19 protein-coding genes and 7 tRNA genes are annotated in these 23,026 nt (G+C 67.9%); 19 read left to right on the top strand and 7 right to left on the bottom strand.

The window, feature by feature from the left end:
- Positions 1-7 precede the first annotated feature (7 nt).
- Positions 8-307, bottom strand: coding sequence for a DUF4148 domain-containing protein (locus AC5LXX_RS10715; protein WP_322082762.1), 300 nt, complete (start codon positions 305-307; stop codon positions 8-10).
- Between the two features lie 218 nt (positions 308-525).
- Between AC5LXX_RS10715 and AC5LXX_RS10710 the strand changes: the two genes are divergently transcribed.
- Genes AC5LXX_RS10710 through AC5LXX_RS10700 form a run of 3 tightly spaced genes read left to right on the top strand, consistent with a single transcriptional unit; the run spans position 526 to position 3,288 of the window.
- Positions 526-1,200 (top strand): response regulator transcription factor, encoded by a 675-nt coding sequence (locus tag AC5LXX_RS10710; RefSeq protein ID WP_124455413.1) that lies wholly within the window; start codon positions 526-528, stop codon positions 1,198-1,200.
- Positions 1,201-1,211: 11 nt separating this feature from the next.
- A complete protein-coding gene (locus AC5LXX_RS10705; protein ID WP_493409461.1) occupies positions 1,212-2,603 on the top strand; it encodes a sensor histidine kinase in 1,392 nt (463 codons plus the stop codon).
- A gap of 19 nt (positions 2,604-2,622) precedes the next feature.
- Entirely contained in the window at positions 2,623-3,288 is a 666-nt protein-coding gene (locus AC5LXX_RS10700) for a response regulator transcription factor (protein WP_493409460.1), read from the top strand.
- A 65-nt stretch (positions 3,289-3,353) separates the two neighbouring features.
- Here the strand turns inward: AC5LXX_RS10700 and AC5LXX_RS10695 are convergent, their stop codons facing one another.
- From AC5LXX_RS10695 to AC5LXX_RS10680, 4 genes are all read right to left on the bottom strand, one after another.
- On the bottom strand, positions 3,354-3,611 hold the full coding sequence (locus tag AC5LXX_RS10695; RefSeq protein ID WP_493409459.1) for a DUF4148 domain-containing protein: 258 nt from the start codon (positions 3,609-3,611) through the stop codon (positions 3,354-3,356).
- Between the two features lie 110 nt (positions 3,612-3,721).
- Positions 3,722-5,137 (bottom strand): efflux transporter outer membrane subunit, encoded by a 1,416-nt coding sequence (locus tag AC5LXX_RS10690; RefSeq protein WP_493409458.1) that lies wholly within the window; start codon positions 5,135-5,137, stop codon positions 3,722-3,724.
- Entirely contained in the window at positions 5,130-6,305 is a 1,176-nt protein-coding gene (locus AC5LXX_RS10685; protein ID WP_493409457.1) for an efflux RND transporter periplasmic adaptor subunit, read from the bottom strand. The genes AC5LXX_RS10690 and AC5LXX_RS10685 overlap by 8 nt, the downstream gene beginning before the upstream one ends.
- Positions 6,295-9,513 (bottom strand): efflux RND transporter permease subunit, encoded by a 3,219-nt coding sequence (locus tag AC5LXX_RS10680; protein WP_493409456.1) that lies wholly within the window; start codon positions 9,511-9,513, stop codon positions 6,295-6,297. The genes AC5LXX_RS10685 and AC5LXX_RS10680 overlap by 11 nt, the downstream gene beginning before the upstream one ends.
- A 295-nt stretch (positions 9,514-9,808) precedes the next feature.
- Here AC5LXX_RS10680 and AC5LXX_RS10675 point away from each other — a divergent pair, with 295 nt between their 5' ends.
- From AC5LXX_RS10675 to AC5LXX_RS10650, 6 genes are all read left to right on the top strand, one after another.
- On the top strand, positions 9,809-10,162 hold the full coding sequence (locus AC5LXX_RS10675) for a hypothetical protein (protein WP_124455406.1): 354 nt from the start codon (positions 9,809-9,811) through the stop codon (positions 10,160-10,162).
- Positions 10,163-10,312: 150 nt separating this feature from the next.
- Entirely contained in the window at positions 10,313-12,196 is a 1,884-nt protein-coding gene (locus AC5LXX_RS10670; RefSeq protein ID WP_493409455.1) for an extracellular solute-binding protein, read from the top strand.
- A 50-nt stretch (positions 12,197-12,246) separates the two neighbouring features.
- Positions 12,247-13,290, top strand: coding sequence for a microcin C ABC transporter permease YejB (locus AC5LXX_RS10665; protein WP_493401021.1), 1,044 nt, complete (start codon positions 12,247-12,249; stop codon positions 13,288-13,290).
- A 48-nt stretch (positions 13,291-13,338) separates the two neighbouring features.
- The gene (locus tag AC5LXX_RS10660) at positions 13,339-14,436 is read left to right on the top strand and encodes an ABC transporter permease (protein ID WP_493409454.1); all 1,098 of its coding nucleotides are present in this window, start codon (positions 13,339-13,341) and stop codon (positions 14,434-14,436) included.
- Positions 14,433-16,055, top strand: coding sequence for an ABC transporter ATP-binding protein (locus AC5LXX_RS10655; protein WP_493409453.1), 1,623 nt, complete (start codon positions 14,433-14,435; stop codon positions 16,053-16,055). Before AC5LXX_RS10660 ends, AC5LXX_RS10655 begins: the two co-directional genes overlap by 4 nt.
- Positions 16,056-16,183: 128 nt before the next feature.
- Entirely contained in the window at positions 16,184-16,858 is a 675-nt protein-coding gene (locus AC5LXX_RS10650; RefSeq protein WP_175932219.1) for a C40 family peptidase, read from the top strand.
- A 149-nt stretch (positions 16,859-17,007) separates the two neighbouring features.
- On the opposite strand, the gene AC5LXX_RS10645 is transcribed toward AC5LXX_RS10650, so the two are convergent.
- Positions 17,008-17,922, bottom strand: coding sequence for a patatin-like phospholipase family protein (locus AC5LXX_RS10645; RefSeq protein ID WP_493409452.1), 915 nt, complete (start codon positions 17,920-17,922; stop codon positions 17,008-17,010).
- Between the two features lie 276 nt (positions 17,923-18,198).
- Between AC5LXX_RS10645 and gltX the strand changes: the two genes are divergently transcribed.
- From gltX to AC5LXX_RS10600, 9 genes are all read left to right on the top strand, one after another.
- Complete coding sequence (gltX, locus tag AC5LXX_RS10640; protein WP_493409451.1) at positions 18,199-19,608, top strand: glutamate--tRNA ligase; 1,410 nt, start codon at positions 18,199-18,201, stop codon at positions 19,606-19,608.
- Between the two features lie 128 nt (positions 19,609-19,736).
- Positions 19,737-19,812, top strand: a tRNA-Ala gene (locus tag AC5LXX_RS10635).
- A gap of 137 nt (positions 19,813-19,949) precedes the next feature.
- Positions 19,950-20,025, top strand: a tRNA-Glu gene (locus AC5LXX_RS10630).
- 78 nt (positions 20,026-20,103) lie between these two features.
- A tRNA-Asp gene (locus AC5LXX_RS10625) sits at positions 20,104-20,180 on the top strand.
- Positions 20,181-20,243: 63 nt separating this feature from the next.
- Positions 20,244-20,319, top strand: a tRNA-Glu gene (locus AC5LXX_RS10620).
- A 79-nt stretch (positions 20,320-20,398) separates the two neighbouring features.
- Positions 20,399-20,475, top strand: a tRNA-Asp gene (locus AC5LXX_RS10615).
- A gap of 66 nt (positions 20,476-20,541) precedes the next feature.
- A tRNA-Glu gene (locus tag AC5LXX_RS10610) sits at positions 20,542-20,617 on the top strand.
- A 73-nt stretch (positions 20,618-20,690) separates the two neighbouring features.
- Positions 20,691-20,767 (top strand) — tRNA-Asp (locus AC5LXX_RS10605).
- Between the two features lie 141 nt (positions 20,768-20,908).
- Positions 20,909-21,373, top strand: a complete 465-nt coding sequence (locus AC5LXX_RS10600) for a GNAT family N-acetyltransferase (protein ID WP_493409450.1) — start codon at positions 20,909-20,911, stop codon at positions 21,371-21,373.
- Positions 21,374-21,396: 23 nt separating this feature from the next.
- Here the strand turns inward: AC5LXX_RS10600 and AC5LXX_RS10595 are convergent, their stop codons facing one another.
- Positions 21,397-22,275, bottom strand: a complete 879-nt coding sequence (locus AC5LXX_RS10595) for an AraC family transcriptional regulator (RefSeq protein WP_493409449.1) — start codon at positions 22,273-22,275, stop codon at positions 21,397-21,399.
- A gap of 257 nt (positions 22,276-22,532) precedes the next feature.
- On the opposite strand from AC5LXX_RS10595, the gene AC5LXX_RS10590 reads away from it, so the two are divergent.
- Positions 22,533-22,949, top strand: coding sequence for a gamma-glutamylcyclotransferase family protein (locus AC5LXX_RS10590; protein WP_493409448.1), 417 nt, complete (start codon positions 22,533-22,535; stop codon positions 22,947-22,949).
- Positions 22,950-23,026 lie beyond the last annotated feature (77 nt).

Raw genomic sequence — 23,026 nt, 5'->3', positions numbered from 1 at the left:
CGTGCGCTCAGTGCTGCACGCCTGCGTCGGCGGTCAGCGCATGCGTGCAGTCCGCGCGGTATTCGGCGGCGAGCCGATGCTTCGCGCCGTCGAGATCGTCGGGGTAGTAGGGGCTCGCGTGCGCCGGATCGTAGCCGACCTGTTCGAGCTCGGTCAGCTCGCGCACGAGGTCCGCATGCGTGACGTCGCGGCCTGTGTGAACGAACGGGTACGCGTTGCATTCCTGCGGGGTGAGGTGCGGTCCCGCCAATGCGGCGGTGCTGGCGCATGCGAGCAGCATGCAGGCGACAGTGGTCGACAGTTTCATCCGGTAGCTCCTGGTTTCGCGGCCCGATGCCGCAGGACGTCAGCGTAGGCGGCGCGCACGGCGGAGCGGGCGACGCACGAATGAAACATGTTTCACGCGCGCTTGCCGCGGTACCGGATGAAGCATTTTTCATGTAGCGCCGGACGGCGGCCGCGTCGCCTACGATAGTCGCGGGCGCATCGTGTGCGCCCGACGTGACGTTCATTGAGAGGACAACCATGCGAGTGCTGACAGTCGAGGACGATGCGGTGACCGCGAACGAGATCGTCGGCGAGCTGACCGCGCGCGGGTTCGAGGTCGACTGGATCGACAACGGCCGCGACGGGATGATGCGCGCGATGAGCGCATCGTACGACGCGATCACGCTCGACCGGATGCTGCCGGGCGCGGACGGCCTCGCGATCCTGACCGCGATGCGCACGGTCGGCATCGATACGCCGGTGCTGATGCTGAGCGCCCTCGGCGACGTCGACGAGCGCATCCGCGGGCTGCGCGCGGGCGGCGACGACTACCTGACGAAGCCGTTCGATTCCGGCGAGCTGAGCGCTCGCATCGAGGTGCTGCTGCGCCGCCGGCAGGCATCGGGCGTGCCGCAGCAGACGCTGCTGAAAGTCGGCGCGCTCGAACTCGACCTCATTTCGCGCTGCGCGCGCCGCGGCGGCGACGAGATTCCGCTGCTGCCGACGGAATTCCGCGTGCTCGAATTCATGATGCGCAACGCGGGCCAGACGATCACGCGCACGATGCTGTTCGAGACCGTGTGGGGCTATCACTTCGATCCCGGCACCAACCTGATCGACGTCCACATGGGCCGGCTGCGCAAGAAGATCGATCCGCCTGGCGCGCAACCGATGATCCAGACGGTGCGCGGCTCGGGCTACATGCTCGCGTGACGGAGGCGGGAATGGACGCGGCTCGCGCGGCGAACTTCACGCGCCGCTGGCATACGACGACGTTTCGCTGGCTGTGCGCGTACGCGGCGATCTTCTCGGTGTCGCTGCTGCTGCTGGCGGGCGTGATCGACGCGGCCGCGACGCACACGATGCGGCGCGATACCGACGAGGTGCTCGCGTGGCAGCTGATCTATTTCGATTCGATTCCCGATGCCGAGCTGCCGCTCGCGATCCACCGGCGGCTCGAGCACGAGCACATGCATACGAGTTTCTACGGGCTGTTCGACGCGGCCGGGCGCCGCGTGGCCGGTGACATCGCGACGCCGCCCGCGCTGCGCGCGGATCGCCACGGGCGCACGCTGCACCGCACGCTCGCGCCGCTCGACGGCCAGCCCGCGCCGATCACGCGTGCGATGGCCGTGCGCCGCGGCAACGGGATGACGCTGGTCGTCGCGCGCGACCTGTCGCATTTCATCCAGATTCGCGACGTCGCGATCCGCGGGCTCGTGATCGGCGGCGTGATGATCCTGATCGCGGGCATCGCGGGCGGCAGCATGCTCGGCATGCGGCAGATGCGCCGCGTCGCCGCGATCCGGCGCGTCACGCGGCAGATCGCCGAAGGCGATCTCGGCAAGCGGCTGCCGGTCGGCCGCTATGACGAACTCGACCTGCTCGCGCATCTCGTGAACCACATGCTCGACGAAGTCGAGCGGCTGATGGGCGAGGTGCGCCATACCTGCGACGGCATCGCGCACGACCTGCGCACACCGCTCGCACGCGTGCACACGATGCTGGCGCGGCTGGCCGACCAGCCGTTCTGCGCGGACGATCCCGCGTCGGCGGCGCTGCTGGCTTGCGCGCGCGACGAAACCGACCGGTTGCTCGAACGCTTTCGCGCGATGCTGCGCATCTCCGAGATCGGCACGCTGAGCCGGCGCGGCGGCTTTGCCGCGGTCGACGTCGCGGCCTTGCTGCGCGACGTGTGCGAACTCTATGAACCGCTGGCGGAGGCCGCCGACGTGTCGTTCGCGCTCGACGCGGCATCGGTCGACGGCATTCACGGCGATCGCGCGTTGCTGTTCGAGGCGTTCAGCAATCTCGCGGACAACGCCATCAAGTTCACGCCGCCGGGCGGTCGCGTGCGCGTCGTGCTCCACACGACCGCGAACGGCCCGCTCGTGCGGTTCGAGGACACCGGTCCCGGCATCCCGCCGGGCGAGCGCGACGCGGTGCTCGAACGCTTCTATCGCGGCGAGCGCACGCGCCATGTGAACGGGTCGGGGCTCGGCCTGAGCATCGTGTCGGCCGTGATGCGCGTGCACGGTTTCGCGCTGCGGATCGGCGCCGCGCAGCCGGCCGGCGCGGCGATCACGGTCGAATGCTGGCCGCGCTCGCTCGCATGACGGCGCAGGAGAACGATCGATGCGCATCCTGCTGATTGCGCCGCCGACACCGGAGGCCGCGCGGCTCGACAAGGCATTTCGCGAAAGCATGCATGGCGTCGAACGCGTCGACGGATGGCGCGACGGCTGTTTCGCGGCGACGCAGGACCGGTTCGATGCCGTCGTGATTGCTGCGCCCGATGCCGCGGCCGACCCGGCGATCCTCGCCGGACTGCCGCGGCTCGCCGTCTCGGCCGGCGGCGCGACGATCGCCGCGATCGTCACCGGCGCCACGCCCGCGCAGCGGGCGCGGATGCTGCAGGCCGGCTGCGACGTATGTCTTGCCCACCCGTGTTCGTTCGTGGAACTGCACGAGCGGCTGCGCGCGCTGTGGCGCCGCGCCGGTGCGATCGACACGCGTGAATCGGTCCGGCTCGACGCGGCGACGCGCGCACTCGAGGAACCCGGCAGGCGGCTCGCGCTCAGTGCGCGGGAATTCCGTCTCGTCGAATGCCTGCTGCGCGAATCGGGACGGCCGGTCGGGCGCGATGTCGTGCTGCGGTATGCATGGGGCGACGCAGACATCGAACCCGAAACGGTCAATGCGCTGGTCGTGCGGTTGCGGCGCAAGCTGGCCGCGCATGCGTTCTCCGCACGGATCGAAACGGTTGCGCGATTCGGGTTCCGGTTCGACACGGGCAGGTGACGGCGCGATATCGCGCCGCGCGTGCCGCGCGCCCCGCGCTGCACGGCACGCACGCCTGCGTACAGTCAGTGCGAATAGAGTTCGCGATTGAGTTGCGCGAACTGGCCGTCGCGTTCGGCGTGGACGAGTTCGCGGTAGACCTGCGCACGCGTCAGCGGCGCGGCTTGAGGGGCATTCCATGCCGATTGCGATGGCAACCGTGCGGGCGCGCTGGAGGCGAGCGTCTGCGATGCCGCCGGCGCGGCGGGCGGCATCGCGCTGGCCCGGCCGGGCAGCGCGACGCAAAGGGCGGAGAGGAGGGTGGCGGACATCAAGGTCTTCATGGCGTGATCCTTTTCAAGTGACAGTGGCCGGTGCCGCGACGGCGATGCCGGCAGGCACCACGTTATCGGGCGCGCCGGTGCGGGCACCGGGCGTGCCGATGAAGAAACGTTCATGAACGCGCGGCGTGCCAGCCGCCGCCGAGCGCGCGCACGAGCGCGACGGAGGCCTGCAGGCGTCGCGCATCGGCGTCGAGCGACGCGATCTGCGTATCGAGTTCGGTCGTCTGCGCCGTGACCACGTCGAGATAGCTGACCGCACCGTCGCGATAGCGCGACATCGCGAGTGCGAGCGACTGCCGTGCCGCGACGAGCGCCGCGTCGTCCTGGTCCGATTCGTCGCCGAGACGGTGCAGCAGCGCGAGATCGTCCTCGACCTCGCGGAACGCCTGCAGCACGACGGCGCGATAGCGTGCACCCTGTTCGGCGAACTGCGCGCGCGACTTGCGTACGCCGGCGGCACGCAGGCCGCCGTCGAACAACGTCATCGCGAGACGCGGCCCGATCGACCAGATCTCGTTCGGCGCGGCGAGCCATGGCGAAAACGTATCGCTCTGGAAGCCGGCATCGAGGCCGAGCGACAGGTCGGGGAAATACGCCGCGCGGGCGACGCCGATCCGTGCGTTCGCGGCCGCGACGCGGCGTTCGGCAGCGGCGACGTCCGGCCGGCGTTCGAGCAGCGTCGACGCGAGCCCGGTCGGAATCGACGGCACGCCCGGCAGCGCCGCGACGGGGGGCAACGCGAACGTCGACGCGGATGCACCGACGAGCGCCGCGATCGCATGTTCGTCGAGTGCGCGGCGTGCGGCGATGTCGGACGCGCGTGCCTGGGCAAGCGAGAGTTGCGTCTGCGCACGCGACACGTCGAGCCCCGACGCGAGGCCGCCGCGATGGCGGCTGACCGTCAGCTGCCACGCGCGGCGGTACGTGTCGATCGTTTGCGCGAGCGTGTCCGCTTCGCGGTCGAGGCCCGCGAGGTCGAAGTAGGCGCTGGCCACGCCGGCCTGCAGGCTGAGCCGGACCGATGCGAGATCGTCGTCGGCCGCCTGCGCATCGTCGCGGCCGGCCGCGACCGTGTTGCGGACCTTGCCCCACAGATCGACGTCGTAGCCGATGCCGGCTTCGAGCGTGTTCGATTCGTAGACGTCGGGCTGGCCGCTGCCGCGCAGCGGCCGGCGCGCCGACTGCCGGTCGCGGTCGGGTTCGGCATCGATGCCCACGGTCGGCAGCAATGCCGCATGCGCTTCGTCGAACAGCGCGGCGGCTTCGTCGTGCCGCGCGACGGCGACTGCGAGGTCGGGATTCGCCTGTGCGACGAGCGGTTCGAGCCGGTCGAGCGTCGCGTCGCCATACACGCGCCACCAGCCGTCGCGCGGCAGGCGATCGGCCGGTGCGGCATCGACCCACGGGCCCGTTTCGCGAAACGCCGCCGACACCGGAACATCCGGCGCGCGATAGGTCGGCGCAAGCGAACAGCCGGCGAGCAGCGCGATGCCGCCCAGCCACGCGGCAAGCAGTCGGTCAGCCATGCGCGCGCTCCGTGGTCGTGGTGTCGGCGACGCGCACGCGGTCACCATCCGCGAGCGAATCGGGCGGGTTGTCGATCACGCGGTCACCGGCCGAGAGCCCCGACGCGATCTCGACACGCGTGCCGAGATCGGTCGCGATCGATACGTTGCGCAATCTTGCATGGCCGTTCGCGTCGAGTACCGCAACCTGCAATCCGTCATGGCGGAAGATCAGTGTGCTGGCCGGAATCGTCAGCGCGTGCGCGGCGCCGGGCACCGAGATCCGGACCTGCGCGTATTCGCCGGGAAACAGCGTGCCGGCCGGGTTGGCGATCGAGAACTGCGCGAGCAGCGTGCCGGAAGCCGGATCGATCGACTGCGCGGAATCGGCGAGCGTCGCGTCGAACGTCGTGCCGGGGCGTTCCGGTACGGTCAGCGCGACCTGCATGCCGGCGCGGATCGCGGCCGCGTCGTCCTGCGGCACATGGACGTACAGCCGCAGCCGCCGCGCATCCGACACCGTGAAGAGTTCGGCGCCGTTGCCGCTGCCCGCGTCGATCAGCGCGCCGACGTCGGTCTTGCGGGCCGTCACGACGCCGTCGAACGGCGCGGTGAGCCGCTTGAACGATTCGAGCGCTTCGAGCCTCCGCACGTTGGCGGTGCTGGCCGCGACCGCCGCGCGTTTCGCGTCGAGGTCGCTGCGCTTCTCGTCGGCCTCCTGCTGCGATACGGAGTCCTGCGCAAGCATCGCGGCCCAGCGTGCGGCCGTGACGGCGGCGAGCCGCTCGTTCGCGCTCGCGCTTTGCAGGTCCGCGCGGGCCTGCTGCAACTGCTGGTCGAGATCGGGCGTGTCGATCGACGCGAGCAGCTGGCCGGCCTTCACGTGCGCGCCGATATCGGCGTACCACGCATGCAGGTAGCCCGGCACGCGCGCGTAGATCGGGGCGTCGACATACGCGTCGAGGCGGCCCGGCAGCACGAGTGCGTCGGCCGCGGCCGGCTGCGGCGCGACCGTCGCGACGGTCGGGATCGCTTGCTGCGCGGTCCACGCGGCGACCGCGTGCGCGTCGTGCAGGCGGGCGAAGACGCCGGCGGCCGCGACGGCGAGCGCGGCGGCGGCGCCCGCGATCGCGAGCGGCTTCAGGTAGCGCGGCGTGCCGGGGGGACGGACTTCGAATTCAGTGGACATGCTGTTCTCCCGGAGTGACGGAAAGGGATTCGGAGCGCGGCGCGCGATCGCGCCGATGAACGAGGCTGAACACGACGGGCACGAACACCAGCGTCGCGACGGTCGCGCACAGCAGGCCGCCGATGACCGCGCGGCCGAGCGGGGCGTTCTGCTCGCCGCCGTCACCGAGGCCGAGGGCCATCGGCGCCATGCCGATGATCATCGCGAGCGCGGTCATCATCACGGGACGAAAGCGCGTGAAGCCGGCCTCGAGTGCGGCGACGGCAGCGTCGGCGGTGTGCGCGAGCCGTTCGCGTGCGAAGGTGACGACGAGGATGCTGTTTGCGGTCGCGACGCCCATGCACAGGATCGCGCCCGTCAACGCGGGTACCGACAGCGGCGTGCGCGTGACGAACAGCATCCAGACGATGCCGGCGAGCGCGGCAGGCAGCCCGCTCACGATCACGAACGCGTCGCGCCACGAATGGAAGTTCACGACGATCAGCAGGTAGATCAGCAGCACCGCGCCGGCGAGGCCGGCGAGCAGCCCGCCGAATGCGCCGTTCATCGTCTGCACCTGGCCGCGCACCGTCACGCGCGATCCTTTCGGCAGGTCGGCGGCGCTCGCGTGCAGTACGCGCTCGATGTCGGCGCTGACCGCGCCGAGATCGCGATCCTGCGTGGTCGCGAAGATGTCGTACAGCGGCGCGATGTCGTAGTGCGACACGACCGCGTCGGTCTGCCCGCGCACGATCGTCGCGAGGCCGCCGAGCAATTGCGGGGCGCCCGTGCGGCCCGTGACGGGCAGCGCGCGCAGGTCGGACAGCGACGTCATCCGGTATTGCGGTGTCTGCGCGACGATCGGATAGGACACGCCGTTGTGCGGATCGAGCCAGTAGGTCGGCGACACCTGGCTCGTGCCGGACAGGCTGGCGACCACCGCATTGGTGACGTCCCGCTCGGTGACGCCGAGCTGCGCGGCACGCGCGCGGTCGACCGACACCGTGAACTGCGGATAGGTCGACGCCTGCTGCACGCGCGCATCGGCGACGCCCGGCACCGCGCGGATGCGGCGCAGCAGCTCGGTCGCATACGCCCGGTTGGCCGCCCGGTCGGGGCCCGTCACCTGCACGTCGATCGGGGCCGGGGCGCCGAAGTTGAGGATCTGGCTCACGATGTCGGCGGGCAGGAACGAGAACGTCACGCCCGGAAAGGCACGCGGCAGCACGGTACGCAGCTGCTTCACGTAGCCGGCCGTCGGCGCGTGGTCGCCGGTGAGCGACACGAGGATGTCGCCGTCCTGCGGGCCGATCGTGCCGCTGTTGCTGTACGTGAGGTTGATCCCGCTGTTCGGCAAACCCATGTTGTCGACGATGCTCGCGAGCGCGCGCGGCGGCACGACGCCGCGTACCGTGCGCTCGACGCGGTCGAACAGCGCGGCCGTTTCCTCGATGCGCGTGCCGATCGGGGCGCGCACGTGGAGCGCGATCTCGCCCGAGTCGACCGACGGGAAGAAGTTGCGGCCAAGCCCCGGCACCAGCACGAACGACACGGCGACCGCCGCGAGGAACGACACGACGAAGCGGGCGGGGCGGGCCAGCGCGAGGCCGAGCACGATGCGGTAGCCGGCGCGCAGTGCGGCGAAGCGGCGCTCGAAGCCCTGCTGGAACGCGACGAGCGGATTGCGCGCACGCGGCGGCGCGAACGGCGCGCCGTGCGGTGCGAGCACGGCCGCCGGATGCGCGGCATGCGGCTTCAGCAGGTAACGGGCCATCATCGGCACGAACGTGCGGGACAGCACGAACGACGCGATCATCGCGAAGATCACCGCTTCGGCCATCGGCACGAACAGGAAGCGCGCAACGCCGTCGAGCAGCAGCATCGGCACGAACACGATGCAGATGCACAGCAGCGACACGAAGGCCGGCGCGACGATCTGCGATGCGCCGTCCAGGATCGCGCTACGCACGTCCTTGCCCTGTTCCAGATGCCAGTTGACGTTCTCGATCGTGACGGTCGCGTCGTCGACCAGAATGCCGACTGCGAGCGCGAGCCCGCCGAGCGTCATCACGTTGAGCGTCTCGCCCGCGGCGGCGAGCGCGGCGATCGCCGCCAGCACCGCGAGCGGGATCGACGCGGCGATGATCAGCGTCGAGCGCCAGCTGCCGAGGAACAGCAGGATCATCGCGGAGGTGAGCGCGGCGGCGATCAGGCCTTCGCGCGCGACGCCGCTCACGGCGCCCTTGACGAACACCGACTGGTCGCCCATCACGACGAGCCGGAGCGACGGCGGCAGCGTCGCCTCGATGCGCGGCAACTGCGCCTTGACGCCCGCGATGATGTCGAGCGTCGACGCCGAGCCGCTTTTCAGCACGCTCATCAGCACCGCGCGGCGGCCGTCGACGCGCACGATGTTGCCCTGCGGCGGAAAGCCGTCGCGCACGTGCGCGACGTCGCGCATGAAGATCACCGCGCCGTTGACGGTCCGGATCGGCAGCGCGTTGAGCTGGTCGATGGTCAGCGGGCTGTCGTTGAGCCGGATGTTGTATTCGAAGCCGCCGATCTTCTGCGTGCCGGCCGGGATGATCTGGTTCTGCTGCGCGAGCGCGGTCGCGACGTCCTGCGCGGACAGCCCCTTGGCCTGCAGCGCCTGCGGATCGAGGTCGATCTGCACCTGGCGCACCTTGCCGCCGTACGGCGACGGAATCGCGACGCCCGCGACGGACAGCAGCTGCGGCCGGATCACGTTGGTCGCGTAGTCGCCGAGCTGCTGCTCGTTCAGCGTGTCGCTCGTCAGCGCGAGCTGCAGCACGGGCACCGTCGACGCGTTGTAGTTGAGGATCTGCGGCGGCGTGGTGCCGGGCGGCATCTGCTTGAGCACCGTCTGCGAGATCGACGTGACCTGCGCGGTCGCGGTGCGGATGTCGACGCTCGGCTGGAAGAAGATCTTGACGATCCCGAAGCTGCGGAACGACTGCGACTCGATGTGCGCGACGTCGTTGACCGTCGTGCCGAGCGTGCGCTCGTAATACGTGACGATGCGCCCCGACATGTCGGCGGGCTGCAGGCCCGCGTAGTTCCATACGACGCTGATGACCGGGATCCGGATGTCGGGAAAGATGTCGGTCGGCGTGCGCAGCGCCGCGAGCGGCCCCGCGATCAGGATCAGCAGCGCGAGGACGATGAACGTGTAGGGGCGCGCGAGCGCGAGTCGGACGAGTTTCAGCATCGGCGAGGTCTCCGCCGGCGCGGGGCGCCGGCCTGTCAGCAAGGCGCCGAAGCGTGGCGGGAGCCCGATTCGGCTCGCGCAGTGTGCGTGGCGCCGCTTAACGCCGGGCGCGAGGCAGGATGAAAGATGTTTTAGAAAAGGGCGCGAAGCGGGGAGCCGGGCGCCGATTGTTACAAGACGTTAGCGCGGCTTCCCGTTGCGATGCCGCGCATCAGTTCTTACAAACTTGAAATATGCGGAGACGGGGCTTGCCGTTATAGTCGAATCACACATGAAACAACCAGAAGAGGAATCCATGAAGACTTTGCGTGTTGCCTCGCTCTTGACCGGTATGACGGCCTTGCTCGTGTCGGGCGCAGCAATGGCGGGAGTCAATGTCGGGATCAACGTCGGCGTGCCGGCACCGGTCTACGTCGCACCCGCGCCCGTGTATGTGCCGCCGCCCCCGCCGCCGGTCGTCTACCAGCCTGCGCCGGTGTATGCACCGGCCTATGCGCCGGCGCCGACGATCGTGATCGGCTGGCACGGCGACCGCTACTGGGACGGCCGCCGCTACTGGGGCCGCGATGAGTGGTATCGCCGCCATGGTCGCGGCTGGGGCGACGATCGCGGTCACTGGGATCATGGCCGCCACAACGGCTGGCGCTGATCGGCGCGTCGCGCACGCGTGATGCGTGCGCGCCGTCTGCCGGTAAACAGGACAAGAGAACCGCCCGCGTGGCGGTTTTCTTTTGGCCCGACGGATTGAATGGGTAGAATCGTCCCACGTTACTACCCTCATTCGACTGACAGGGCCTTTATGACGAAGGGTTCGCCCCGGGCCGCCGCCGCGCGAGCCTGCCTCGGCGCGCGGCGTGCCGTACGGGCCGCCGGCCGCGTGGCCGCGGCGTTTGCGCTGTCTGCGGCGCTGGCCGCGCCGGCCGCTCACGCGGCCCATGCGATCGCGCAGTACGGCGAGCCGAAATATCAGCCGGGCTTCAAGCATTTCGACTACGTCAATCCCGATGCGCCGAAGGGCGGCACGCTGGTGCTCGCGAACCCGAACAGGCTGACGTCGTTCGACAAGTTCAATCCGTTCACGATGCGCGGCAATTCCGCGCCGGGCATCGACATGCTGTTCGAGAGCCTCGCGACCGGCAGCTCCGATGAACCGGCGTCTGCCTACGGGTTGCTGGCCGACGACATCGACATCGCGCCCGACCGCCGGTCAGTCACGTTCCACCTGAATCCGCGCGCGCGCTTCTCGAACGGCGATCGCGTCACGGCCGACGACGTCAAGTTTTCGTTCGATACGCTGAAGAGCAAGCAGGCCGCGCCGCAGTTCGGCGCGTATTTCGCGGAGATCGCGAAGGCCGTGGTGGTCGACCCGGCCACCGTGCGTTTCGAGTTCCGCAGCGCGAATCGCGAGCTGCCGCTGATCGCCGGCGGCGTGCCCGTGTTCTCGCGCAAGTGGGGCTTGCGCGCGGACGGCTCGCGCATCCCGTTCGACCAGCTCGCGTTCGAGCAGCCGATCGGTAGCGGCCCGTATGTGATCGAGCGCTACGACAACGGCCGGACGATCACCTACCGGCGCAACCCCGCGTACTGGGGCGCCGACCTGCCGGTGCGGGTCGGCACGAACAACTTCGAGCGGATCGTCTACAAGCTGTACGGCGACGGCGTCGCACGGCTCGAGGCGTTCAAGGCCGGCGAATACGACGTGCTCGTCGAGTACATCGCGCGCAACTGGACGCGGCGCGACGTCGGCAAGCGGTTCGACAGCGGCGAGCTCGTCAAGCGCGAATTCCGCCAGCATAACGGCGCCGGCATGCAGGGCTTCTTCATGAACCTGCGCCGGCCGCTGTTTCGCGACGTGCGCGTGCGCCAGGCGCTCGACCTCGCGTTCGACTTCGAATGGCTGAACCGCCAGGTGTTCTACAGCGCGTACACGCGCCTCGACAGCTATTTCGCCGATACCGACCTGCAGGCCACCGGTACGCCGGGCGAAGGCGAGCTGAAGCTGCTCGAGCCGCTGCGCGCGCAGCTCGACCCGGCCGTGTTCGGCCCGATGGTCACGCAGCCGGACACGAACCCGCCGGGCTCGCTGCGCGCGAACCTGCTGAAGGCGCGCACACTGCTCGCGCAAGCGGGCTGGACCTATCGCGATGGCGCGCTGCGCAACGCGAAGGGCGAGCCGTTCACGTTCGAGATCCTCGACGATTCGGGCGCCGCGATGGAAGGTATCGTGACGGCCTACCAGCGCAATCTCGCGAAGCTCGGCATCGACGCACGCTTTCGCACGGCGGATTACGCGCTGCTGCAGAAGCGCCTCGATGCGTTCGACTACGACATGACGACGGTCCGCCTGCCGGGCGTGCAGGTGCCGGGCTCCGAGCAGTACTCGCGTTACGCGAGCAAGTTCGCCGACGAGCCGGGTTCCGACAACCTCATCGGGCTGAAGTCGCCGGCCGTCGACGCATTGCTGCACGCGCTCGGCGCCGCGCAGACGCGCGAGGAATTGCTCGACGCGACGCACGCGCTCGACCGCGTGCTGATGCACGGCTACTACGCGGTGCCGCAGTGGTACAGCACGACGCACCGGATCGCGTACCGGCACACGCTGGCCTATCCGCAGACGCTGCCGCTGTACTATTCGGCCGAAGGCTGGGTCGTGTCGACCTGGTGGGCAAAGCCCGATCACTGACCCGCGCCGGCCCTTCGTCAAACCCGCCACAGATCACGAGTCGACGCCCTATGTGGAGCTACATCCTCAAACGCCTGCTGCTGATGATCCCGACGCTCGTCGGCGTGCTGACCCTCACGTTCGCGGTGATCCAGTTCGTGCCGGGCGGGCCCGTCGAGCAGGCCGTGCAGGAATTGCGCAAGGGCGCGACGGAGCAGGGTGCGGTGCCGTTCGGGATGCGCGCACACACCGGCGTCGACGCGCAGCAGCTCGCGCAGCTCAAGGCGCTGTACGGCTTCGACAAGCCGCCGCTCGAACGCTACTGGCTGATGCTGAAGCGCTTCGCGCGTTTCGATCTCGGCGAGAGTTACTTCCGCCACCAGAGCGTGTGGTCGCTGGTCGTGCAGAAGCTGCCGGTGTCGATCAGCATCGGGCTGTGGACGTTCTTCCTCACGTACCTGATCGCGGTGCCGCTCGGCATCGCGAAGGCCGTGCGCAACGGGTCGCCGTTCGACGTCGCGACGAGCCTCGTCGTGCTCGTCGGCTATGCGATCCCGGGTTTCGTGCTCGGCGTGCTGCTGCTCGTGCTGTTCGGCGGCGGCTCGTTCTGGCAGCTCTTTCCGCTGCGCGGCCTCACGTCGGACAACTTCGCGCAGCTGTCGCTCGTCGGCAAGGTGCTCGACTACCTGTGGCACATCGCGCTGCCGATCACGGCGTCGGTCGTCGGCAGCTTCGCGGTCGTCACGATGCTCACGAAGAACGCGTTCCTCGACCAGATCCGCCGGCAATACGTGCTGACGGCGCGCGCGAAGGGGCTTTCCGAGCGCAACGTGCTGTGGAAGCACGTGTTCCGCAACGCGATGCTGCCGCTGATCGTCGGCTTCCCGGCCGCGTTCATCGGCGCGTTCTTCACCGGCAGCCTGCTGATCGAGACGCTGTTCTCGCTCGACGGCCTCGGGCTGCTGTCGTACGAGTCGGTCGTGCGGCGCGACTATCCGGTCGTGCTCGGCACGCTGTACCTGTTCACGCTGATCGGGCTCGCGACCAAGCTGATCTCCGATCTCTGCTATGTGTGGGTCGATCCGCGCATTCAATTCGACAACCTGGAGCGCTGACATGAAACGAACCATCCGCCTGTCCGGCGCCATGGGGCGAGGCGCGCGATGAACCGGGCCGTCGCCTCAGCCCGCATTGACGCCGCGCGCGCGCGCGTGTCGCCGTCGCCCGCGCGGCGCGTGTGGCAGCGCTTCAGGCAGCAGCGCCTCGGCTACTGGAGCTTCGTGATCTTCGTCGCCGCGTTCGCCGCGAGCCTCGCGGCGCCGCTGTGGTCGAACGACAAGCCGCTCGTCGTGCGCTACGACGGCCAGACCTATTTCCCGATGTTCCATGCGTATCCGGAAACGACTTTCGGCGGCGATTTCCCGACGCCGGCCGACTATCTCGATCCGTATGTGCGCAAGCGGCTCGAGGCGCCCGGCAACTTCGTCGTCTATCCGCCGAACCGCTATTACTACGACACGCTGAACTACTTCTCGAACGTGCCGAACCCGGCGCCGCCGTCGCGCGAGAACTGGCTCGGCACCGACGCGCAGGGGCGCGACCTGCTCGCGCGGCTCGTGTACGGGTTCCGCATCTCGGTCGAGTTCGGGCTGATCCTGACCGTGATCGGCACGCTGCTCGGGATCGCCGCGGGTGCGGTACAGGGATTCTTCGGCGGGCGCATCGACATCGTCGGGCAGCGGCTGATCGAGATCTGGAGCTCGCTGCCCGAGCTGTACCTGCTGATCATCTTCGCGTCGATCTTCGAGCCGAGCTTCCTGCTGCTGATCGTGCTGCTGTCGCTGTTCGGCTGGATCGGGCTCGCCGACTACGTGCGCGCGGAATTCCTGCGCAACCGCACGCAGGACTACGTGCGCGCGGCCCGCGCGATGGGGCTCACGAACGGGCAGATCATCTGGCGCCACGTGCTGCCGAACAGTCTCACGCCGGTGATCACGTTCCTGCCGTTCCGGATGAGCGGTTCGATCCTCGCACTCACGAGCCTCGATTTCCTCGGGCTCGGCGTGCCGCCGCCGACGCCGAGCCTCGGCGAGCTGCTCGCGCAGGGCAAGGGCAACCTCGACGCGTGGTGGATCTCGCTGTCGACGTTCGGCGTGCTGGTCGCGACGCTGCTGCTGCTCACCTTCATGGGCGACGCGCTGCGCAACGCGCTCGACACGCGGATCGCCGATTCGGTGCGTGCGGCGGGAGGCCAGCGATGAGCGAGTCGACCGTATCGACACGGAGCGAACCGCTGCTGTCGCTCGAGCATCTGCACGTGCGTTTCGGCGACACGGTCGCGGTGGACGACGTGACGCTCGCGATCGGCCGCGGCGAGCGCGTCGCGCTCGTCGGCGAATCGGGTTCCGGCAAGAGCGTGACCGCGCTGTCGATCCTGCGGTTGCTGCGCGACGCCGAAGTCGGCGGCGCGATCCGGTTCGCGGGGCAGGACCTGGTGGGCAAGAGCGAGCGCGAGATGCGCGGGCTGCGCGGCTCGGACATCGCGATGATCTTCCAGGAGCCGATGACGGCGCTCAACCCGCTGTATACGATCGGCGTGCAGATCGGCGAGACGATCGTGCTGCACGACGGCGTATCGGCGGCCGAGGCGCGCAAGCGCGCGATCGCGCTGCTCGCGCGCACGGGCATCGCGGAGCCGGACAAGCGCGTCGACAGCTATCCGCACCAGTTGTCGGGCGGCCAGCGGCAGCGCGCGATGATCGCGATGGCGCTGGCGTGCCGGCCGCGGCTGCTGCTCGCCGACGAACCGACCACCGCGCTCGACGTGACGATCCGCGCCCAGATCGTCGACCTCCTGTTGGAGCTGCAGCGCGAGGAAGCGGAAAAGCGCGGGATGGCGATCCTGCTGATCACGCACGACCTGAATCTCGTCAGACATTTCGCCGAGCGCGTCGCGGTGATGGAGCACGGCCGGCTCGTCGAAAGCGGGCCGGTCGAGCGGATCTTCGCGAACCCCGAGCATCCGTATACGCAGCGGCTGCTGAACAGCCGGCCGCAGCGCGCGGTCATGCCGGTGATGCCGATCGCGCCCGTCGTGCTCGACGCGCGGCACGTGAGCGTGCAGTTCGCGCGCAAGCGGCCGGGCATCGCGGGCTGGTTCGGCACGGTGCCGGTGACGGCCGTAGCCGACGTGTCGGTGTCGGTGCGGCAGGGCGAGACGCTCGGCATCGTCGGCGAGTCTGGATCGGGGAAGTCGACGCTCGCGATGGCGCTGCTCGGGCTGCAGAAGACGGCCGGCGGCGAGATCGAATTCCAGGGGCGCGCGCTGTCGACCTATCGCGGCCGCGAGCAGACCGCGCTGCGCTCGAACATGCAGGTGGTCTTTCAGGACCCGTTCAGTTCGCTTTCGCCGCGTCATACGATCGAGCGGATCGTCGGCGAGGGGCTCGAGCTGCATCGCCCCGACATGACGCCCGATGTGCGCCGCGCGAAGTCGCTCCAGGTGCTGCGCGAAGTGGGCCTCGACCGCACGGTGCTGCACCGGTATCCGCACGAATTCTCGGGCGGGCAGCGCCAGCGGATCGCCATCGCCCGTGCGCTGGTGCTGGAACCGCGGATCCTGATCCTCGACGAGCCGACGTCGGCGCTCGACGTGTCGATCCAGCAGCAGGTGCTGAAACTGCTCGCGAATTTGCAACAGAAATACAACCTCGGCTATGTATTCATCAGCCACGACCTGGAGGTGATCGGCGCGATGGCGCACCGCGTCGCGGTGATGCAGGACGGCGCCGTCGTCGAGTCGGGGGAGGTGTCCGACATCTTCGCGAGGCCGTCACATCCTTACACACAAAAGCTGTTGAAAGCGGTCTGGAAAGCGTGATAGGCGTCCAATGGTCTGACCATCTCGATTGTATTTATTAATTTGTTTTGACAAACGATTACGCGCTGGCTAGTATCGACCGAAATTTTCCGCCAATCAGCTGATTTTTAAGCACATTCCATCGACCAATGCAGCATCGATCCCTGACCCAGGCATGCGCGCGCACCATCGCCGGGCTGTTCATCGGCGCCCTGTTCGCAGCTGCTCCCGGCGCGTTCGCCGACGAAGTCAGCAGTTTTAACCAGAATGTCAGCAATTCGACTCAGATCGGGTCGGGTTCCTCCCTCCAGCAGACCAGCGCGCAGCCGTCGAGCGGCGGCGCGAAGTCGTTCCTTGCCGGCATGGCGGGCAAGGCAGGCGACGTGGTCGTCGGCGCGCTGAACATGATCGGCGTGCGTTACCGCTGGGGCGGCAACTCGCCGGATTCGGGCCTCGACTGCAGCGGCTTCGTCCGCTACGTGTTCCAGGACACGCTCGGCATGTCGCTGCCGCGTCGCGCGGAAGAGATGAGCCGCGTCGGCGAGAAGGTGAGCATGAGCAACCTGAAGCCGGGCGATCTCGTGTTCTTCAACACGATGCGCCGCACGTTCTCGCACGTCGGCATCTACATCGGCGACAACAAGTTCGTGCACTCGCCGTCGACGGGCAGCACCGTTCGCGTCGACGATCTCGACAGCGGCTACTGGGAAAAGCGGTTTACCGGCGCGCGCCGGATCGAATCGGAATTCCCGATGAAGCCCGAAGATCTCCGTCAGCGCGTGCGCGCGACGATCGGCGACGATTCGGCGAACGGCAACAACTGACGTTCGCGGTCGGTCAGACCGAAAAAAACCCTGTCACCGAAAGGCGGCAGGGTTTTTTGTTTTGGGGGCCGAGCGGGCGATGGCTGGATCTCGCACGGCTGGCCGCAACGGGGCGGCGACCTGGCCCGCCCCCGCGCTGACGGGCGCGATTACGCGGCCGCCACGCCGCGCGCGGCCGCCAGCTTGCGCTGCAGTTCCGGCATGATCCGCGCGACCGCTTCCTCGCCCGCGAGGATCGCCGCGTTGCGCTGGTTGAAGTCGCTGCCGCCCATCGCCGCGAGGTTCGGGCGGATCACGACGTCCGCGTACTTGTCGAGCTCGTAGGTCTTGATCGTCTGGCCCATGATCGTGAAGGTCTGCAGCAGCATCTCGATCGGGTTGTTGGTCGCCGCGCCGTCCGGCCGGGCCGAGATGTCGACCGCGATCACGAAGCTCGCGCCCATCTTGCGCGCATACGACGCGGGCACCGGGCTCACGAGGCCGCCGTCCACATATTCGCGGTTGCCGATCTTCACCGGTTCGAACACCGACGGCACGCTGCACGACGCGCGTACCGCGAGGCCCGTGTTGCCCTGCTGGAACAGGATCGGCTGGCCGCTTTGCAGATCCGTCGCGACGATGCCGAGCGGCTTCGCCATCTTCTCGATCGGCCGGTTGTTCAGCGTCTTGTTCAGGAAGTTCTGTAGCGCGACGCCTTGCAGCAGGCCGCGCGAGCGGAACGGCAGCGCCCAGTCGCTGATGGCCGCCTGGTCCATGTCGAGCGCGATCTTGTTGATCTGCAGCGCGCTCATGCCCGACGCGTAGAGCGCGCCGACCACCGAGCCCGCGCTCGTGCCGGCGACGATCTCGACCGGGATGCCGCGCGCCTCGAGTGCCTTCAGCACGCCGATGTGCGAGAAGCCGCGCGCGGCACCGCCGCCGAGCGCGATGCCGATCTTCACGGGCTTCTCTTGCGGCTGTGCGGTGCCGGGGCGGGACTTGTCGCCGAATGACGTGCAGGCGGCGAGGCTGGCGGACGCGCAGGCGATCGTGAAGTGGCGGCGCGACAGGCGAGGGGACGACATCGAATGGTTCTCCGGCGGCTTGGCGGCGGGTTACACGGCCCGCGGCGGCGATAGGTTCCGAGCGGCCGCGCGGCGGGTTCCGTGCGGCCGGCGCCGCGCCGGCTGGCGGCCGCGGCGCGCACATCATAAAGCAAGCGGTGAGCTTGGCGCGATGTCCGGCGCGAGTATAATTCCGGCTTCTTTCCCGTTCCGGGCGCCGCCGGCTCCGTTGCTGTCCGGGCTGCCGCCGTCCCGCGTCGAATCATTCATGCGCCCCAGGCGTTCGAGTTACCGTTTATGACCCGTCCTGTTCGTACCCGCTTCGCGCCGAGTCCCACCGGCTTCATTCACCTCGGCAACATCCGCTCCGCACTCTATCCGTGGGCGTTCGCCCGCAAGATGAAGGGCACGTTCGTGCTGCGCATCGAGGATACCGACGTCGAGCGTTCGTCGCAGGAAGCGGTCGATGCGATCCTCGAAGGGATGCAATGGCTCGGCCTGGATTTCGACGAAGGCCCGATCTACCAGATGCAGCGGATGGACCGCTATCGCGAAGTGCTCGCGCAGATGCTCGAGAAGGGTCTCGCGTACCCGTGCTACATGTCGGCCGAGGAGCTCGACGCACTGCGCGAACGCCAGCGCGAGGCCGGCCTGAAACCGCGCTATGACGGCACGTGGCGTCCGGAGCCCGGCAAGGTGCTGCCGGAGCCGCCGGCCGGCGTGAAGCCCGTGCTGCGCTTCCGCAATCCGCTGACGGGCACGGTCGTCTGGGACGACGCCGTGAAGGGGCGCGTCGAGATCTCGAACGAGGAACTCGACGACCTCGTGATCGCGCGCCCGGACGGCACGCCGATCTACAACTTCTGCGTGGTGGTGGACGACATGGACATGGGCATCACGCACGTGATCCGGGGCGACGACCACGTGAACAACACGCCGCGCCAGATCAACATCCTGAATGCGCTCGGCGGCGAGCCGCCCGTCTATGCGCACCTGCCGACCGTGCTGAACGAGCAGGGCGAGAAGATGAGCAAGCGGCATGGCGCGATGAGCGTGATGGCGTACCGCGACGCAGGCTTCCTGCCGGAAGCGGTCGTCAACTATCTCGCACGCCTCGGCTGGTCGCACGGCGACGCCGAGATCTTCTCGCGCGAGCAGTTCGTCGAATGGTTCGATCTCGAGCATCTCGGCAAGTCGCCCGCGCAGTACGACCACAGCAAGCTGAGCTGGCTGAACGCGCACTACATCAAGGAGGCCGACAACGCACGCCTCGCCGAACTCGCGAAGCCGTTCCTCGATGCGCTCGGCATCGACGACGCGGCGATCGCGACGGGCCCGGCGCTCGACGCGGTGGTCGGCCTGATGAAGGATCGCGCGACGACGGTGAAGGAGATCGCGGAAGGCGCGACGATGTTCTACCGTGTGCCGGCACCGGAAGCCGACGCGCTCGCGCAGCACGTGACCGATGCCGTGCGGCCGGCGCTGGCCGATCTCGCCACCGCGCTGAAGGCGGCCGACTGGACGAAGGAGGCGGTGTCCGCTGCGCTGAAGGCGACGCTCGCCACGCACAAGCTGAAGATGCCGCAACTCGCGATGCCGGTGCGCCTGCTGGTGGCGGGCACCACGCATACGCCGTCGATCGATGCGGTGCTGGTGCTGTTCGGTCGTGACGTCGTGGTGTCGCGCATCGAGGGCGCGCTCGCCTGAGGTTCGTGCGTCGGTGAAGCTGTCTGCGCGTGAGCGCGCGGCAGCTTCGCAAAATATTTCGTGCGAATCGCAAAAAGGGTATTTACAAGTTCAAAGTAGGTCCATATAATCTCATTTCTGTTCTGCAAGGGGGTATAGCTCAGCTGGGAGAGCGCTTGCATGGCATGCAAGAGGTCAGCGGTTCGATCCCGCTTACCTCCACCAACAGAACAAGATGGATTGATTTGCGAAGCAGCGGTAGTAATAAATGCTTCACAAAATGATTCAAAGCAGTTAGAATTTCGGCCTTCGCTGTTGACCAGAAGTGAATAGCGAAAGTCAGACAGGTCTGAAAAGATCATGTCCCCTTCGTCTAGAGGCCTAGGACATCACCCTTTCACGGTGAGTACAGGGGTTCGAATCCCCTAGGGGACGCCAGATTCAGCGGCGTTTCGTAGAAGTGTCGCGAGGCTTGCAGGAACGTAACCGACGTCCTGCAGGTTGGGTAAGAAAGCTGGAGCGGTAGTTCAGTCGGTTAGAATACCGGCCTGTCACGCCGGGGGTCGCGGGTTCGAGTCCCGTCCGCTCCGCCAGAACGAAGCCCGTTCAAGACGTTTTTGAGCGGGCTTTTGTATTAAGGATGTAGGCAGTACGTTGTCCCCTTCGTCTAGAGGCCTAGGACATCACCCTTTCACGGTGAGTACAGGGGTTCGAATCCCCTAGGGGACGCCAGATTCAGCGGCGTTTCGTAGAAGTGTCGCAACGCGTGCAGGAACGTGACGAGATCCTGCAGGCGGTGGTGCAGAAAGCTGGAGCGGTAGTTCAGTTGGTTAGAATACCGGCCTGTCACGCCGGGGGTCGCGGGTTCGAGCCCCGTCCGCTCCGCCAGAACGAAGCCCGTTCAAAGAACGTTTTTTGAACGGGCTTTCTCGTTAAAGATGTAAGCAGTACGTTGTCCCCTTCGTCTAGAGGCCTAGGACATCACCCTTTCACGGTGAGTACAGGGGTTCGAATCCCCTAGGGGACGCCAGATTTCGGCGTCGTTCGAACAAACGACGCGCCGGCAGGAAGTAACCGACGCCTGCCAGGCAAGCAGCAAGACTGGAGCGGTAGTTCAGTCGGTTAGAATACCGGCCTGTCACGCCGGGGGTCGCGGGTTCGAGTCCCGTCCGCTCCGCCAAAAAATGAGAAAGCCCGCCTTGTGCGGGCTTTCTCATTTGCGTCGTCGATTGCGCAAGCACCTCACCGCTACGAGAAATTCGCGATTGCATCCGCACGCGACTGCGCTATCGTGGCGGGATGCGTTCTTGACCCCTGCGTGATGCTCGATCCGACCGACCTGCGACTCCTGTATCAGCTCCGGCCCGCGGAGCCCGGCGATTTCCCGTTCGCCGAAGCGCTGACGCACGGCAACATGGGCGGCTACTACAAACGCCATGGGCTCGTGTGGCGCAGCGACCTGTTCTACGCGAGCTGGCGCGAATCCGAAAACTTCATCCTCGAGGCCGACGGCGAGCGCATCGGCGTGCTGCGCGTGACCGAGGAAGGCGATTCGCTGCACATCCGCGACGTGCAGATCGCGGCCGGCCACCGCGGGCAGGGCGCCGGCACCTTCCTGCTCGACATGTCCCATCGCTGGGCGCGTGCGCGCGGGCTGCACGAACTGCAGTTGCGCGTGTTCGTCGACAATCCCGCCGCGCGTCTTTACCTGCGCATGGGCTACCAGGTCACCGGGCCGCGGCTCGCGCAACTCGGGTCGATCCGTCACATGGTGCGGCCGGTCTGAAGGTCTGACGATCCGGCGCGCGGTCAGCGAGCCGTGTCGATCGCGTCGTCGTCGGGCGTTTCGTCTTCCGCGAAGCTGTCTTCCGCGCCGCGATGCTCGTAGCCGCGCAGCATGAACGCACGCGGGCTTTGACCGAATGCGCGGCGGAACATCGCCGAGAACGCGCTCTGGCTTTGGTAGCCGAGTTCGCGTGCGATATGCGACAGTGGGCGCCCCTGGTTCAGCAGCGGAATCGCACGCGCGAGCAACGCCTGCTGCCGCCACTGCGAAAAGCTCACGCCCAGTTCCTGCTTGAAGAGCCGCGAGATCGTGCGCGTGCTGGCGCCGACCTCGCTCGCCCAGTGTTCGAGCGACTCCGCATGCGCCGGGTGCGCGAGCACCGATTCGCACAGCATGCGCAGCCGCTTCTCGTCGGGCATCGGCACCGCGAGCGGCAACGGCTCGGCGTGACTCAGTTCGTCGAGCACGAGCCCGCATAGCAGCCGCTCGCGCGCGGCGCTCAGGTCGCGTGCGTCGAGCGCGACGATCAGTTCGCGCAGCAACCCAGTCACTTCGACGACGCGGCACGCGTCGAGTCCGTCCGGCACGATCGATTCGTCGATATACAGCGTGCGCAAATACGCCTCTTCGACGATCACGACCTCGTGCGTCACGTGCGGCGGCACCCAGATCGCACGGGACGGCGGCACCATCCACGTCGTGCCGGTCGTCGCGACGCGCAGTACGCCGCGCGACGCGTACGCCAGCTGAGCCCACGCATGCGTGTGCAGCGGGATGCGGCGGCCGGCATCGACCTGCCGTGCGCGCACGCGCATCGGATGCACGGCGGTCGGTGCGAATTCGGGCGGGATGTCGATGACGTCGTACGGGTTCGAGGCGTCGGCTTGGACGGGCGGATTCATGGGCGGTTCGGGCAGCGCGGCGGCGATGCCGTTATTTTAGAAGGCGCATCGCTTGCGCATGCGGTGGTTTTCCGGGCGATCATGCCGTGTTCAAATGAACGTTGTATGGGCGCCGGCGATTTCCGGGCGGCGGCCCGCGGCCGCGCGCGCCGGCGGGTTCGAACCATCGGGCCGGTATCGTGGTCTATCGATGCAGGCGCAGTTTCATGTGAATCGCGCACGAACACGGCAATCACGAATCGAAGAGGAGAACCACGATGCGCCACGTATTCGTCTACGGCACCTTGCGAGCTGGACAGGCCAATGACATCGGCCATGCGGCCGCGCGGCACGGCATCGCGGCGCCGACGCTGCTCGGCGCGGCCGCGCTGCCCGGCGAGCTGTACGATTTCGGCACGTATCCGGGGATGATCGCCGCGACGGCGGCCGGCCAGTCGCTGGTCTGGGGCGATGTCTACGAAGTCGACGAGCGGCTCGTTCCCGTGCTCGACGAGATCGAGCGCGTCTATCCGGGCGTCGACTCGCTGTTCAAGCCGGAAGAGGTGACCATCGCGCTCGGCGGCCGGCAGTACGCGTGCCTGTATTACCCGATCGCCGCCCATGCGGTAGCCGGGCGTCCGCGCATCGCGTCGGGTGACTGGGTCCAGCACCGGCGCGAGCAGGAAGCCGCCTGAACGTCCCGGCAGCAGCCGGGTTCGCGTCAAAAGAAATAGCGCCCCGCAAGGGGCGCTATTTTCATGTGGCCAGCGCA

Source organism: Burkholderia torrens (assembly GCF_984668525.1).
This window is presented reverse-complemented; position numbering and strand designations above follow the sequence as displayed.